Raw genomic sequence first — 15,644 nt, 5'->3', positions numbered from 1 at the left:
AAAATATCAGTATTTATGTTATTTATAAAGTAGTAGTTAAGAATGAAAGAGGTTGAAAAGGGTGGAAAATCATACATCAAATTTTATTAAAGATATTATGATAAAAGATTTGGAGTCCGGAAAGCACAACAAAATCGTCACTCGGTTCCCGCCAGAGCCAAACGGTTATTTACATATCGGACATGCAAAATCGATTGTAATCAATTTCGGTTTGGCAGATGAATTTAACGGGCTTACCAATTTACGCTTTGACGATACGAATCCGTTAAAGGAAGATATCGAATATGTAAATTCGATCAAAGAAGATGTAAAATGGTTAGGTTTTGAATGGGATAACTTATTATTTGCATCGAATTATTTTGAAGAAATGTTTAGGAGAGCGGTTCTTTTAATTAAAAAAGGATTAGCCTATGTTGATGACCTGTCAGCGGATGAAATTCGTGAATACCGTGGAACACTTACCGCGCCCGGCAAAAATAGCCCCTATCGCGATCGCTCCATAGAAGAAAACCTTGAATTATTTGAAAATATGCGAAATGGTATGTGCGACAACGGTCAAAAGGTCCTGCGGGCAAAGATTGATATGTCATCAGCAAATATTAATTTACGTGATCCTGTTATTTACCGTATTGCTCATGCGACACATCATAACACGGGCGATAAATGGTGCATTTATCCGATGTACGCATTTGCTCATCCACTCGAAGATGCGATTGAAGGGGTAACGCATTCGATCTGTACGATTGAGTTTGAGGATCAACGCCCCCTTTATAATTGGATTGTTGAAAACTGTGAAATGGAAAGCATCCCACAACAAATTGAATTTGGCCGCTTAAATGTAACCAATACTGTGATGAGTAAACGCAAGCTGAAGCAATTGGTTGACGAGGGATTTGTTGATGGCTGGGATGATCCGCGTATGCCGACGATTTCCGGGATGAGAAGAAAAGGATTTACCCCAGAATCGATTCGTGCTTTTGTCAGTGAAACTGGCGTTCATAAGGGTTCAGGTGCAGTTGATTCACAAATGCTTGAACATTTTGTCCGTGAAGATTTGAAATTAAAAGCACCTCGTACCATGGGCGTAATCAACCCATTAAAGGTAGTCATCACGAATTATCCAGAAGGACAAATTGAATTGCTTGATGCCGAAGTCAATTCAGAAAATCCTGAGATGGGATCAAGGAAAATTCCATTCTCTCGTGAAATCTATATTGAACAAGACGACTTCATGGAGGAACCACCTAAGAAGTATTTCCGTCTATTCCCAGGCAATGAGGTCCGCCTTAAAAACGCTTATTTCATTAAATGTGAAGAAGTTGTCAAAGATCCAAATGGTAAGGTCGTCGAACTGCGCTGTACCTATGACCCTGAAACAAAAAGTGGTACAGGTTTTACAGGCAGAAAAGTAAAAGGAACCATTCATTGGGTGGAAGCAGCTCATGCAGTTCCAGCTGAATTCCGACTTTATGAGCCGCTTATTTTGGATACAGCCGATGAAGCTGATGGGGCTGAAAAATCCTTTCTTGATAACGTTAATCCACATTCACTTGAGGTGTTACAAGGTTTTGTAGAACCAAACATGAAGGAAAGCAGACCGCAGGAAAAATTCCAATTCTTTAGACACGGTTACTTCAACGTCGATCCCAAAGAAACAACAGTCGATAAGTTAGTATTTAACAGGATTGTTTCCTTAAAAAGTTCTTTTAAAATATAACAGCAAAGAACCAGGCGCAAAACATTGCCTGGTTCTTTTTCTATTCTATAATAGAGATGGGTACTTCTAAGATAAGTTTGGTTCCCATCCCAGGGGAAGAACTAATAAATAGTTCTCCTCCGACAGAGCGAGCACGCTCATCCATACTAAACAAACCTACACCCACGGATTGATTTTTAATCTCAAAACCCTTTCCTTTGTCCTCAACCATCACCCGGACGATATCATCCAGCTCTCTAACAGTCACTGTTGCTTCGGTAACTTCTGCATATTTTCGGATATTTGTTAGCGCCTCCTGAATAATACGGTAAATCGTAAGTTCAATGCTGATGTTCAAGCGGCGATTTAACACGCATTCAAAATAAACATCAATATTATAGTGATCAGAGTAACGTGATAGAAATGAGCGAATGGCTGGTACTAAGCCTAGGTCATCTAAGACCGACGGTCGCAGCTCCCATGAAATTTCGCGGATTTCTTCGATTAACTGGGTTGCTTCTTTTTGCATCTGCAAAAGAAGCGGATGATCCATTTCGGCAAGAAGTCGATTGATCGTTATTAAATGACTATAAAGGTTTTGACCGATACCATCGTGTAAATTACGCGACAAGCGCTTACGTTCTTCTTCTTGAACATTGATGATGGTTGTCATCATGTTTTGGAGTTCTCGTTCGACTCGCTTTCGCTCGGTGATCTCATAACGAATCGCTAAGTATTGATAAGGCTTTCCTTTTTCATTTAAAAAAGGGACAATCGTGGTATCCATCCAATAATATGTACCATCTTTTGCTCTGTTACAAATTTCACCTTTCCAGACTTCGCCGGAACCAATTGTTCTCCACATTTTTTTAAAAAATTCTTTTGAATGGTACCTGGAATTCACAATTCGATGATCTTGACCCAGGAGTTCTTCTCTGGAATATTTCGAGATATGACAAAATTGATCATTTACATATGTAATTATCCCCCGAGAATCTGTGATGGCAACAATAGAAGATTCATCTAGCGCAAACTTTATATCTACCAATTCTTGCATCGATTTTTTTAATTCTATCTCAAGATCTGCGAAATTATTTGCAGGCTGGTCCATTTTCTTGTCCATTAGCATCCCCCTGCATCTTTCATAGTATCTGCTCCTTTAATATCTGTTCCAAGGCTTGAGCGGATTCTCTTACATACTGCTGATCTTCTTCAGTAAACGTTGTGGTTCTTCTATTACCAATGAGCAAAACCCCTTTTGGTACAGCATTAAAAAATAAAGGGACGGCATAGGAGGAAACAAGTTTTTCAGCAAGCATAATTGGATAATCTGTTACTTTTCCGATAACTCCATTCGGAAAATCTGTTATCATCATCGGACTGCCGCTTGAGATTATTTTTCCCGCGATCCCTTTACCGAAACGGACGGTTATTCTTTTGTATTTATCATTTATATTGGCGGATGCATAATGCCACCTAACATCCGGGCCCACTTCATTTTGCAACGCCAAGGCTACAAATTCGCAGCCTACCACAGCCATAAGACTGTCACAAACCTTGATAACCTCTTGCAGTTCCATAATCTCTTTCATCCCAAGTAACTCTCCTTAAATACCATAACCTAATAAACCTTTCCTAACTGCGTATTCCACTAACTCAGGTCTGGTTTTCATCTGGAGTTTCTCCATCAAGTTACCTTTATGGGTTTCGACCGTTTTTACACTGATTACCAGCTGTTCAGCAATTTCCTTATTGGAATACCCTTTAGCAATAAGTGTTAGAACTTCTTTCTCCCGCTCGGATAAAAGATTATACGTATCATTCCCATCTTGTTTTACGCTACTCAAATATTCTTCCATCAATCGCTTCTGTGCAGATGGATGTAAATAGGCATCCCCGACTGCAACTGATTCGATTGCTGACATTAGTTCATCATGTGGGGCGCTTTTTAAAATACAGCCTGAAGCTCCCCCTTGAATTGCTCGAAAAAGGTATTCTTCATCATCATGCATCGTGAGAATCAAAATATTTATTTCCGGCTTTAGCTTTTTTAATTCGGTCGTTGCCGATAAGCCGTCTTTTCCATGTGGCATACTTAAATCCATGACTACGACATCCGGTTTTAACTTCAAGGCTTTTTTGATTCCTTCATTACCTTCTGATGCTTCACCAATTACTTCCATTTCAGGATTTGTGTTCAAAAGCATTTTTAAACCCATTCTAACTACGGCATGATCATCAACCAATAGAATCTTTATCACTCTTAACTCCCCTTTAATCCCTATTTACTAACGGAAGGGCTAGCACTATGGATGTTCCTTCTCCTATTTTAGAAGAAATGGTACACTGTCCGCCAGTCAGAAGCATTCGTTCTTTCATGCCCGCAATACCTGATGAAGGATTAATGAAATTGTTTTCGTCCTGTTGAAACCCTCTGCCGAAATCATAAATGGAAATTTTCAGCTCTTGCTCTGACCAAATAAAATTCATTTTTACATTGGATGTATCTGCATACTTGGCAATATTGGCAAGTGCCTCCTGGCATACACGAAATACCGTGATCCTATTTTTTTCAGATATCCACTTTTCTTCATCCGTTGAATCTAAATCCACTTGGATCCCAAACGTGGATGTATATAACTTAATATAGCTCTTCATGGCTGGTAGTAAACCAAGAGTAGTTAGGGTAGGCGGATGCAATTCAACCGAAAGAAGCCTAATTTCTTGAATGGTCTTTTCAATCAACTGCGACATTTCGCGGACATAACTTTTCATATGCGGCTCTTTTGCACCTGATTCAATAAACTGCAAGCCTGTTAAAATACTATATAGATTTTGTCCAACACCTTCGTGCAGCTCTAAGGCAATCCGTTTTATTTCTTCCTCTTGGGAATGAATAATATAAGAGCTAATCTGCTGTTTTGAATTTAATACATCCATCCCGCACCTCCGGTTATAAAAAAAAGGCAGGTTCTTTTTTAAAAGACCTGTACCTTTTTTACAGTAAACGTTAAGCCGCTCTCCGAATCAAAAGCCGACCATTGTCCATCCATCTGACTTACTCGACAAGAAATCGGTACCGCAAGAAAATAAAAATCATCAAAATAAAAGCGGATATGGGTTCTATCAGGACAGAACTGCACCTTTTTTATGGTTTTCTTCACAGCTGGTGCCTGATCTCCACCATCCGCATCTTGAATCGCAATTGTTACCGGCACACCCACAAATATGTTCAAATCATCTAATTTAATGAGTTCCACAGCTGTTACATCCTCTCTTCGCAGGATAGATGAACATCTTAAAGCCCTGCAAATACTCCCAAAACTTCTCATCGGCATTTTCCTCGATGAATTGAATCGTTTCTTCTTCAGAACCCCAGTCACTCATTCCTTTTATTTCAGCAATAACCATCTCTGCCCCATCGAGTGTTTTTTCTTCAAGAAACCAATTTAGGCGTTTTTTCGAAAAAGTGGTCTTCAATAACTCATCAATTTCATGGCTAAAGCTGCCTGCTTCTGGCCGGACAAAACAAAAATCAATATAGGTTTCACTAGTCATTGATATTCACACCTTTTTTATAAATAAGGAATGCGACTGGAAATAAAATAACGTTAATGACTGCAGCAATTATTGTATTAGTATAGTTTTCATAGAAGTATTGATGAACCATATATTGTGTAAAGATAATGTTTAACATCAACACCACAAGTAGTAGGGCAACTGGCAAATAACTACGCTTCATAACGCTTCACCCCCACGGCATAAACCACTCCGTTTTCTACTTTTACATATATTTCAGGAAGTGGACGTCTCGGTGGACCAGCAATCGGCGCACCTGTTTCTACATCGAATTTCCCGTGATGGCAAGGGCAAAGCATTTCTCCTTCATCCTTTTTCCAAAACACAGGGCATCTTAAGTGGGTGCACGCATTTTGGTAGGCTACATATTTATTTTCGGAGAGTCTAATTAAAATAGCACTATCATGTTCACCAGGAAAAGCAAAGTCGACTGCATCTCCGATAGGCAGAGATTTAACATCGGTAATTTTTTGCTTTGGATATATTTTATCGCCCAATCCTGTTAATTCTTTTGCAGCCAAGGCTCCCCAAGGAAGTGAAGAAACAGCGAAAACACCTGCCGCACCAACTAGCGTTTTCATAAATCCACGTCGGTCGAGCTTTCTTTCATTATTGCGGTTTATATTATGTGTGTAATTATCTTCTTTGAACGGGATTTTATTATTTTTATCTGTCATGCGAATCCCTCCTAAAACAATTTAGTGACGCCCTGCAGAATACCAGGAAGATTCACTTTTACATTTGTTTCGCCTTCTAAATAAGGCATACTTGTTACCCATTTACCATTATCTAAGTTAAATTTCTTTTGTTTCGCTTCAATTTCTTCATCTGTTAGCCATTGTAATGTATTTGACGGGCAAACACTTGCACACATTGGCGGGATGCCATCCTTTGTACGGTCGATACAAAGATCGCACTTGTACATTAAATTTTGCTCTGTATCAAACTTTGGTATTCCATACGGGCAAGCAATTGTACAGTTTTGGCAGCCAATGCACTTTTCCACTAGAGCCGAAAGAACGGCTCCTGTTTCATGGATTTGGATCGCCTGGGCTGGACAGCTTCTTGCACAAGCTGGATTCACACAGTGAAGGCACATCAGAGGCATCGTTTGACGGTTAACAAGCGGATTCACATCGTAAACATAGTTACGGTTACGTTCCTCATGCCCTCCGCACTGCGTACAAGCCGCCAAACACGAGCGGCACCCTATACAGTTTTCAAGTTCGAGATATAGCCTCTTTTTCATTTACTGCACCTTCTTCATTTCTAGTTTTTCAATCTGAGCGGCACACGCTTTGAATTCCGGCATCCGTGACATAGGGTCAAGCGCTGCAATCGTTAATAGATTAATAGATTTATCGTGACCAAAATGGTAAGGAACAAATACAGTATCTTTTCGAATGGCTTCAGTGATTTTCACTTTATATTTCGCTTCACCTCTACGAGTAAAGAGGCGAACAAATTCTTCGTGTTCAATGTTATATTTAGCAGCAGTTTCTGGATGTACTTCTACATACGGTTCTGGGCACATATCGCGCAAGAATTGGATCCGGCGGGTTTGGTTTCCAGATAGATAATGGTAGACGACACGTCCTGTGGTTAAGCGTAATGGATATACTTCATCAGGCTCTTCAGCCGGTGGACGATAGGGCAGGGCACAGATTTTTGCCTTTCCATCTGGATGATAGAACTTTTTATCTAAGAACATGTGGGGTGTTCCTGGATCATTTTCGTCTTTACATGGCCAAAAAACACCATCTTGCTTTTCGATTTTATCCCATGTGATACCATAGTAGTCGGCATAGCCGCCTTTAGAAGCTAAACGGAATTCATCCCCAACATCGCTTGCTGTTTTTAAATGTGAGAAGTATTTTCCTCTGCCTAGACGCTCACATAATTCCACTTGGATTTGCCAATCTGGTTTCGATTCTCCCAGCGGTTCTTGTGCCTTGTTAATTTTAATACAACGTCCTTCAAGGTTGGTTACTGTTCCTTCGTCTTCAGACCAAGTTGTGGTTGGAAGAATGACATCCGCAAACTCAGCTGATTCCGATAAGTAAAAGTCTGCACACACCATAAAGTCTAGATTTTTCATTTGTTCACGTACATAATTTAGATTTGGAGCCGATACGGCTGGATTGGAGCAAAGCAGGTACAAACCTCTAATTGTTTTTTGCTCCATTAATTCGAACATTTCGTATGCAGATACACCCTCTTTTGGCATTTCTTCGGGTTCAATTCCCCACACTTTGGCAACTGCCTTCACGTGCTCTGGATTTGTGATTTTACGATAACCAGGAAGGGCATCTGCTTTTTGACCGTGCTCCCGGCCGCCTTGACCGTTCCCTTGACCAGTAAATGTAGCAACTCCTGCTTTCGGGCGGCCAATTTTCCCTGTGACTAAGGCCATGTTTGTGTATGCTGATACGTTATCAACACCTTTATGCTGTTGCTCAATTCCTCGGGCAAACATGACAATGGCATTTGGTGCTTTACCGTAGATTTCTGCTGCACGTATGATTTTTTCTGGTGCAACCCCAGTAAGCTCACTCGTATATTCAGGTGTAAATTCTTTTACCAATTCTTTTGTTTCTTCAAAGCCATTTGTATGGTTATTTACGAATTCTTCATCCGCATAGCCATTTTGAATAAGTAAGTTTAGAATTCCATTGGCAAGGGCTAAGTCTGTTCCAGGTCTTAAATCTAAGTGAACATCGGCTCTCCTGGCAATGGGGGTCTCACGCGGGTCTGCTACAATTAAGTAGCCTCCTCTTTCCTGGACTGCCCACACACGGAACATCGAAGTTGGGTGACATTCTGCTGTATTGCTTCCTGCAATAAACAAGCAATCCGTTTCATGAAGATCTGTCCAAGGCAGGGTTGATCCTCGGTCGACTCCAAAGGATCTCAGAAAGCCACCTGCGGCACTTGCCATACAGAATCGGCCGTTGTAATCAATGTAACGAGTCTGTAAGCCGACACGGGCAAACTTTCCTGATAAATAACATTTTTCGTTTGTCATCGATACACCGCTATAGACACTAAGCGAATCCTTACCATAACTTTTTTGAAGCTCTTGAAATTTTTTCACGATTAAATCATAGGCTTCATCCCAGGTTGCCTCACGAAAGCCATCTTTTGTTCCCTTTAGTGAGGCATCATCACGAATTAGTGGTTTTAAAATACGATCATCATGGTTGGTTTGCTGGTAAGCAGTAACCCCTTTGGGACACATTTTACCGACCGTTACTGGCCAGTCATATCGAGGCTCCACCCCAATTATTTTATTTGTTTTTGTATTTACCCGTAAATTCATCCCGCATTGCATCCCGCAATAACTGCAATGAGTTTTTACAAGCGTTTCATTCGGATGACGAACATTTTCGACTTCTTTGAAAAATTTATCTCTTGGGTTCCGAAAATTATCCTTTTGCATTCTGGTTTGCCTCCTTGACCTTTACTTGATGAGTTGCGAAGCCTGAGAATCTTGAAATTCTATATTTTCTGCGACATGGCAGGCATAGTTCAGCTAGATTAAAGCCATCTTGCATATTGAAGTCGATCTCGTTAGCGCCTAATACTTGAATAACATCACTAGATTGTTCCACTGATACAAAATGATCGCCGCACACCTTACATTTCTTCATTTGCTGCTCAGCATAATGTTCACGGTAATTTCTTGCGAATACACTCATTGGACGGAATGGAATATGCGCTAGCTTTCCAAACGGTAGATAAATTAACGTGACGATTACGGAAAATTGGTGAATCAGTGACATTTGCGGCTGCATCCAGCCATGCATGACAATGTTTTGAAAGGTTAGTAAAAGCCCGGTTACAGATATAAATAACAATAGATAAAGTGGTAAAAAATCATACATGAATTTTTGTTCTGCTCTCGCCTGCATGTTACCTAAGCGACGGTAGAGCGCCATGCACACACCCGCAGTCACCATGATAGCTGCGATATTCAGTGCATTATAGGAGAGCCATGCAATAATTCCTTCGGCTTTAACCTGCATGACGTTCATTCCAAAAAACACGATCGTATAGTACCCATTGTCTTCCATCGTAAAATACATCCAGCTGAATACGAGCGGAAAGGTCACCAAGCACGCAAGGACACAGCCCCAACCGATTAAAATATGCTGTACCCATCGGTAAATCCCGCGATTTCGGATAAAATCGTAAATGGCTAAATGATTAACAGCCGTTTTCGGAGTACTTTTTCGAAATAAAAGCTTTAAGCCTTTTTTAATAAAAATCTTGGTCGGTGGTCTCTCGCCCCAAGCAATAAAGCGGTAGAAAAATCCGCCGATAAAGACGATTGTTCCGACCATATACCCATAAAGATTCAAGTCAACGTGCGTAAACATTCTTGTGCCAATAAAAGTTAAAATAGCGAGTCCGGCAATAGTTAAAAACATTGATTTAGCAAAATGTGAAGCAAAGGCATCATTGACCGAGCTTCCTGTTTTTTTATTTGTAGCAATATTTGATTGCATCCTCTAGTCCCTCCTAAAAAAATAACACCACCGTTTTTCTTACTCTTATTGTAAGAAAAACGGTGGTGTTATAAATATCAGGGAGTTCCCCTATCATGGAAGGAAAAAACCCTTAGAAATATTATTTTAGACAAATGTTTGTCACATCTAGTATTAAGATCTATCTTTGAGTGTACTTTTTCCGCCAGGAATATAGAAGAAGCAATAAACCAATTAGTATTTGCAAGGTAAAAAGTATTGCATCCCAGAATGGAAGCGAGGACGGTCCTTGAGAAAAACCAGGAAGAATTCTTTTCCATGCAAATAATAATTGGGGGACATAAAAAAATGTATATATGATAACTGTCAGGATGACTCCGACAAAATAAAAGATTGAATATAAAAAAACTATCTTTTTTTCTCCCTCAAAAACAACCTCTTGTATTGATGGTGAGTTGAGAAATGAAAGCTTCTTCCTTATCGCTTGCTGGGCATTTTCCATTAAGTTATAGCAGCCCGATACATTTTCAATGAAGTAATATAAATCGGTTTTCATATAAATGAAGCCTTGGTAAACCATTCGAATAAATGTATCCAAGACCACTACATTCATAACACCAAGGAAAATCTCTGACCCATTTGCAAAAATTAGATGGCTAATTAATGCGCATGAAAGAATAAGTGTATCAAAGCAAAGGCCCGCCAGAAATAAAACATTCCGCTTATTAGAAGGAAGTTTCCAAACCGATGACATATCAGTCTCAAGGACAACAAGTATTAATCGATGCCCGACCTCCAGCTTAGTCGGAAGATTTTGAGCCCTCATCGCTAATATGTGGCCAAACTCATGAATAAAGACAAGGATAATCGTAATTCCCATCCAAGTCGGGATATTCAAAATCATTAAATCAAAAACAAACAAATCCTTATAGTGCGGAAATAAGCATGGATGGGATAGAAGGATAAACACATTAACTAGCAATAAAGTGAAATAAACAAGGTATGCAGCCTTATTAAAGAAAAACTCCCCGATCTTTGGTGAAATCCATAAAAGGCCTAAGTCTTTCTTTTTCTTTTCCTTCAATTCAACTTTTACACCATCAACTTCACCTATCAAGCCCATAATTAGTAATTGTTCGGCAAAATCGAGCATATCTACTTCATCAATAGGATATTTATCTTTAAGCACCCGTTCAATTTCCTCTATCGACCCACCGTTGTTGATTAAATGGATTGCATCAATACAAACCCTCGGCATCTCATAAAACTCGCCTAATACAATATCTTCAACGATATAATGTTTTTTATCCTTGCGAATATTGACTGGGACCAACAAAAGACGCGAATGAAGTGTTAGGTTCATATTAACACCCTTTATCTCATATTTTATCATTAAGAAAGGATGCTTAGCTTTTCGCTAGCATCCTTTTTTTTTTAACCTTTCCAACCAGGAACAAATTGACACCACCAGCAAGTTGTTTTTACCTTTTTCAGCTTTCGGATTTTCATAAATCCACCTCCTTAGGAAATTCCCATTCTTTTAACCATGGATATTTTTCATGAAATTTAATCCATGCTGGATATACCTTTTTGAATTCTTCCACTAAAATGGGATCAAATTGGGAACCTTTTCCGTCAATGATGCGTTGATAGGCTACTTCAACTGGCATTGCTGCTCGATAAGATCGAGAAGATGTCATTGCATCAAAAGCATCTGCAACTGCAGCCACTCTAGCAAGGAAGGGGATTTCTTCTCCTTTTAATTGATCAGGATACCCTTTACCATCCCAACGTTCATGATGCGAACGAATAACAGAAAGACTACCTTTAATCCCCTCGACATTATCAACTGCTTCAGCACCAACAACTGGATGTGATTTTATTATTTCAAATTCATCGTTTGTCAGCTTCCCTGGTTTCATTAGAATACGGTCAGGGATATGAACTTTTCCTATATCATGTAATAAACATGCATAATAAAATGATTTTTGCTCATCTTTAGAAAGCTTACCTATTTCCTTTGCTAACAACAAAGCATAACTGGCTACTCTTTCACTATGTCCCTTAGTATACGGATCCTTTAACTCCAGAGTAGCAATAACACCTTTTACAATTCCTTCTAATTGTTTGTCGTATGAAGTACTTATCGCTTTTACGTATCCCTGAAAACGAACTAATAAAAAAAATGCCATGATAGACAGTACAGCTATTAAAATAATCGGGATTATTACATAAGAAGTCTTTAATATAATACCAACGAATAAATATCTTGCTGTAACACCTAAACTTACTAGCCAAAAATATTTTCTACTAAGGAAAAGAGGTAGTGATAAAAGTAAAAACACTTCTATTAAATTCCCACTTTTGTAAGACGCTCCCCTTCCATAGAAGGATAAGATATCCACAATAAAAGTAACCAATAGATAGCTTGTAAAAAATACGTATTTTATTGAAGCTTGCTTATTCCGCTTATTTAAATAATATGCTATTGGAATTAATATTATTAAAAGGACATAAGTTAAATAAAAAAATTTATTAGGCGGGCCCACTTCTTCATGTTCTATGAAGGCTGGGAAAAGATAGTAATAAAAAAAATCATAACCTACAAGAATTATATAAAAAAATAAAAGAAACCATTTAACAGTTCTTATTTCTTCATTAGGTAACATAAACTCCTCCATGTATCTATCCCATTGTACTTTCCATAAAATCCTCATAGAAATGCTAATATAAAATATTTTTACTTTTTTCAATCTATACAAGAATATTACAAAATCTACTAATGTTCAGTATTCCTCTACATTATATATCATTGATAATACCCGTGAAACACTTTATTTTGATGAATTTTGTATAATTGTAGAACTATTTATCTATTTGTAATATCGGTAAAGTTACAATTACTCGTGTTCCTTTATCAATAATACTTTTTATTTTCATCGCACCCCTGTGATCCTTAATTATTTGATCTGTAACCATTAAGCCTAAGCCTGTTCCATCCGTTTTTGTAGTAAAAAATGGTTCTCCAAGATTTAGGATATTCTCATCAGCAATTCCACACCCCTCATCTTGAATTGAAACGGACAGTGTGTGTTTTTCTAATACTTTAACACGTATTTCTATCCTACCGCCCTCAGGCATTGCTTCGATCGCATTTTTTATCAAATTAATAAATACTTGTTTTAATTGTTTATCATCACAATCAAGAGGTGGTAAGGGGCCAGCCATTATTGTTTCAACAATTACTCCTTGTCTTTCGGCCTGTTGTTGCGTAATGGATAATGTATAAGCAATTATTTCTTCAATACTTGCCTTTTCAAATTTGATTACTCTTGGTTTTCCAATGTACATCAGATCATTAACAATGGAATTAATCCGGTCGATTTCCTGTATCATAATGGGATAATAATCGTTTGTGTTTGGGTACCGTTCCTGCTGCAGTTGTGTAAAGCCCTTTAATGATGATAGGGGATTCCGTATTTCATGGCCGATTGCCGCAGCCATTTGACCAATAACAGCCAGCTTTTCTTTTTGTCGTAGTTCTTCGTAAACGGTTGTCAAGGTTTGAATATAGGAATTAAAGCGTATCACTAAAATATAGGCTATCACTGATAAGATGACATAGATAACTGTTGGAATTAATACGTTTAAATCTTGTAAAATTAATCCTAACAATAATTCCTTCCCTATCATCCCCAACGAAACAACCCAGAAATATTTTTTATTTACAAAAATAGGACTAAATAGAACAAATAATACTTCCACGATATTTCCTGAAGCATAAGAAGCTGTCGTTCCTAAAATTTCTAATAGGGTGTCCAAAATATCAATACCGATATAGCTAATGATGTAGATATATTTAACAATGTAAGGATTTCCCTTTTTAATAAAGTAAATAGCAAACGGCAACAAAGCAAGGATTAATATATATAACCAAATTCCTAGACCAACTCTCTCTGTATCAAATTGACTTTCCTGGTCATTTAAGTGAGGTCTAATATAATTATAGAAAATATCAAACGAATAAAACATAAAGTAAAATAACCATAAAAACAGTGTTATTGCCTTTCTCTCTTCAAATAAAAGCTTCGTATTGTTGATGCCTTCTTTCATGTTTGTTTCTCCTCAATCTGATCATCTTGTATTAAATTAGATAAAAAACCTGCTCCTATTTTATCATCTTTCTTATGTTTAAATTACTTTATTTTTGTAAAAGCGATGAGTTTCGACATTTTTCGATAAAATCAAACAAACAAAAAAAGGACTTACCTAGAGTAAGCCCCTTTCTTGTTTGTTCCAATTAGCTAACTTTTTTCAACTGATCCACTGTTTTATTCAAGGTTGAATGTTTACGTCCATACCCGAAATAAACGAATAGTCCGATCACAAGCCAAACTCCGAAGCTAATCCAAGTCGTTTTTGGTAACTGAATAATTAAATACCCACAGAACACAAAAGCAAGAATTGGAATATAAGGTACAAATGGAACCCGGAAGCCTGTTTTAGGTGCTTGTTTATTTTTTCGAAGATATAAAATCCCCACTGCAACCGTCATAAAGGCAAAGAGTGTTCCGATATTTGTTAGTTCTGCAAGTTTGTTTAATGGAACTAAACCTGCAAAAATCGATACTAGCAAACAAATAATCCATGAATTCACCATTGGTGTCTGCTTGTTCTTATCTACTTTTGAAAATACTTTTGGCAATAGGCCATCACGGCTAATCGCATAAAATAAACGAGATTGTCCATAAAGTAAAACCAATAATACTGTTGTAATACCTGCAATCGCACCAAGCGAAATAAAACCAGCCACCCAATCCTGATGGATATAATTAAGTGCAAATGCAACCGGGTTTTTCACGCCTAACTCTTGGTAAGGAACGATTCCAGTAAGAATGGCAGAGACAATAATATATAACACCGTACATACTAGTAAAGATGCGATAATACCAATTGGCATATTCTTTTGTGGATTTTTCACTTCTTCAGCTGCAGTTGAGACGGCATCAAAGCCAATATAAGCAAAGAACACCGTTGCAGCTCCAGCAGTAATACCTGAAAATCCAAACGGCATAAATGGCGTCCAGTTTGAAGGCTTTACATACCAAGCGCCCACACCGATAAATAACAAAACAACGACTAACTTTATAATTACCATAATTGTGTTAAAGCGAGCAGATTTTTTAACACCTTGTGTTAATAGCAACGTGATGATTACTATAATAAGAATTGCCGGAACATCGATAAATGTGCCGTTTGCTGGATCATATGCACTTGTGATTGCTTTAGGAAAATGAATACCAAAGCCAGCTAGAAGCCCTTGTAAATACCCTGACCAACCACTAGCAACAGCAGATGATGCGAACCCGTATTCAAGGATTAAATCCCAGCCTAATATCCAAGCAATTATTTCACCAAAGGTAGCGTAGCTATACGTATACGCACTCCCTGAAACCGGTACAGTGGATGCAAATTCCGCATAACATAGGGCAGCAAATACGCACGCTAATCCAGATAAAACAAAAGATAAAATAAGTGCAGGTCCTGCATGTTCAGCTGCTGCAACACCAGTTAATACAAATATTCCAGTACCTATAATAGCTCCAATTCCAAGCATGGATAAATCAAAGGCACCTAAATCTTTCTTTAAATTTACATCTTTTTGCCCAGCTTCTTGTATAAGATCATTTATTGATTTTTTTCTAAATAAATTCATTGGTTTACCTCCACGAAATGATGGCGGAATGTTCTGAAAAAACAGTTCGCTAAAAATGTATATCGAAATAATATAATTATTTTAGCGAAAAAGCAATATTTTTTGAAAAATAAAACTATTTGAATATTATTCCATGGAAATTCATGTGATGGAAATGCCCTGCCTT

The 15,644-nt window shown here is 38.1% G+C and carries 16 protein-coding genes; 1 reads left to right on the top strand and 15 read right to left on the bottom strand.

Annotation, left to right across the window (positions count from 1 at the left end):
• Nucleotides 1–61 precede the first annotated feature (61 nt).
• Entirely contained in the window at nucleotides 62–1,717 is a 1,656-nt protein-coding gene (locus CCK98_RS06155) for a glutamine--tRNA ligase/YqeY domain fusion protein (RefSeq protein WP_088085773.1), read from the top strand.
• Nucleotides 1,718–1,757: 40 nt separating this feature from the next.
• Here CCK98_RS06155 and CCK98_RS06150 read toward each other — a convergent pair whose 3' ends face one another.
• From CCK98_RS06150 to CCK98_RS06080, 15 genes are all read right to left on the bottom strand, one after another.
• Nucleotides 1,758–2,819 carry a sensor histidine kinase gene (locus tag CCK98_RS06150; protein ID WP_256942269.1) on the bottom strand — a complete coding sequence of 354 codons (1,062 nt, stop codon included), beginning with the start codon at nucleotides 2,817–2,819 and terminating at the stop codon, nucleotides 1,758–1,760.
• Nucleotides 2,820–2,838: 19 nt separating this feature from the next.
• Nucleotides 2,839–3,288, bottom strand: coding sequence for a GAF domain-containing protein (locus CCK98_RS06145; RefSeq protein WP_088085772.1), 450 nt, complete (start codon nucleotides 3,286–3,288; stop codon nucleotides 2,839–2,841).
• A 15-nt stretch (nucleotides 3,289–3,303) separates the two neighbouring features.
• Nucleotides 3,304–3,957, bottom strand: a complete 654-nt coding sequence (locus CCK98_RS06140; protein WP_088085771.1) for a response regulator transcription factor — start codon at nucleotides 3,955–3,957, stop codon at nucleotides 3,304–3,306.
• Between the two features lie 13 nt (nucleotides 3,958–3,970).
• On the bottom strand, nucleotides 3,971–4,636 hold the full coding sequence (locus CCK98_RS06135; protein WP_088085770.1) for a sensor histidine kinase: 666 nt from the start codon (nucleotides 4,634–4,636) through the stop codon (nucleotides 3,971–3,973).
• A 38-nt stretch (nucleotides 4,637–4,674) separates the two neighbouring features.
• Nucleotides 4,675–4,956, bottom strand: coding sequence for a hypothetical protein (locus CCK98_RS06130; RefSeq protein WP_088085769.1), 282 nt, complete (start codon nucleotides 4,954–4,956; stop codon nucleotides 4,675–4,677).
• Nucleotides 4,943–5,254, bottom strand: a complete 312-nt coding sequence (locus CCK98_RS06125; protein ID WP_088085768.1) for a hypothetical protein — start codon at nucleotides 5,252–5,254, stop codon at nucleotides 4,943–4,945. The genes CCK98_RS06130 and CCK98_RS06125 overlap by 14 nt, the downstream gene beginning before the upstream one ends.
• Nucleotides 5,247–5,438 carry a hypothetical protein gene (locus tag CCK98_RS06120; protein ID WP_088085767.1) on the bottom strand — a complete coding sequence of 64 codons (192 nt, stop codon included), beginning with the start codon at nucleotides 5,436–5,438 and terminating at the stop codon, nucleotides 5,247–5,249. Before CCK98_RS06120 ends, CCK98_RS06125 begins: the two co-directional genes overlap by 8 nt.
• A complete protein-coding gene (locus CCK98_RS06115; RefSeq protein WP_088085766.1) occupies nucleotides 5,428–5,952 on the bottom strand; it encodes a Rieske 2Fe-2S domain-containing protein in 525 nt (174 codons plus the stop codon). The genes CCK98_RS06120 and CCK98_RS06115 overlap by 11 nt, the downstream gene beginning before the upstream one ends.
• An 11-nt stretch (nucleotides 5,953–5,963) precedes the next feature.
• Nucleotides 5,964–6,524 carry a 4Fe-4S dicluster domain-containing protein gene (locus CCK98_RS06110; RefSeq protein WP_088085765.1) on the bottom strand — a complete coding sequence of 187 codons (561 nt, stop codon included), beginning with the start codon at nucleotides 6,522–6,524 and terminating at the stop codon, nucleotides 5,964–5,966.
• Nucleotides 6,525–8,714 (bottom strand): molybdopterin oxidoreductase family protein, encoded by a 2,190-nt coding sequence (locus CCK98_RS06105; RefSeq protein WP_088085764.1) that lies wholly within the window; start codon nucleotides 8,712–8,714, stop codon nucleotides 6,525–6,527.
• Nucleotides 8,701–9,783, bottom strand: a complete 1,083-nt coding sequence (locus CCK98_RS06100; protein ID WP_088085763.1) for a hypothetical protein — start codon at nucleotides 9,781–9,783, stop codon at nucleotides 8,701–8,703. The genes CCK98_RS06105 and CCK98_RS06100 overlap by 14 nt, the downstream gene beginning before the upstream one ends.
• A gap of 160 nt (nucleotides 9,784–9,943) precedes the next feature.
• Nucleotides 9,944–11,125, bottom strand: coding sequence for a hypothetical protein (locus tag CCK98_RS06095; protein ID WP_088085762.1), 1,182 nt, complete (start codon nucleotides 11,123–11,125; stop codon nucleotides 9,944–9,946).
• Between the two features lie 142 nt (nucleotides 11,126–11,267).
• Entirely contained in the window at nucleotides 11,268–12,431 is a 1,164-nt protein-coding gene (locus CCK98_RS06090) for an HD-GYP domain-containing protein (protein ID WP_088085761.1), read from the bottom strand.
• Between the two features lie 196 nt (nucleotides 12,432–12,627).
• Nucleotides 12,628–13,875 carry an ATP-binding protein gene (locus CCK98_RS06085; protein ID WP_088085760.1) on the bottom strand — a complete coding sequence of 416 codons (1,248 nt, stop codon included), beginning with the start codon at nucleotides 13,873–13,875 and terminating at the stop codon, nucleotides 12,628–12,630.
• 187 nt (nucleotides 13,876–14,062) lie between these two features.
• Nucleotides 14,063–15,478, bottom strand: a complete 1,416-nt coding sequence (locus CCK98_RS06080) for an amino acid permease (protein ID WP_088085759.1) — start codon at nucleotides 15,476–15,478, stop codon at nucleotides 14,063–14,065.
• Nucleotides 15,479–15,644 lie beyond the last annotated feature (166 nt).

The sequence above is a fragment of the Bacillus sp. OV166 genome, assembly GCF_900177675.1.
Taxonomy (GTDB): Bacteria; Bacillota; Bacilli; order Bacillales; family Cytobacillaceae; genus Neobacillus.
The sequence above is the reverse complement of the archived record's forward strand: the minus strand, read 5'-3'. Positions and strand labels throughout refer to the sequence as shown.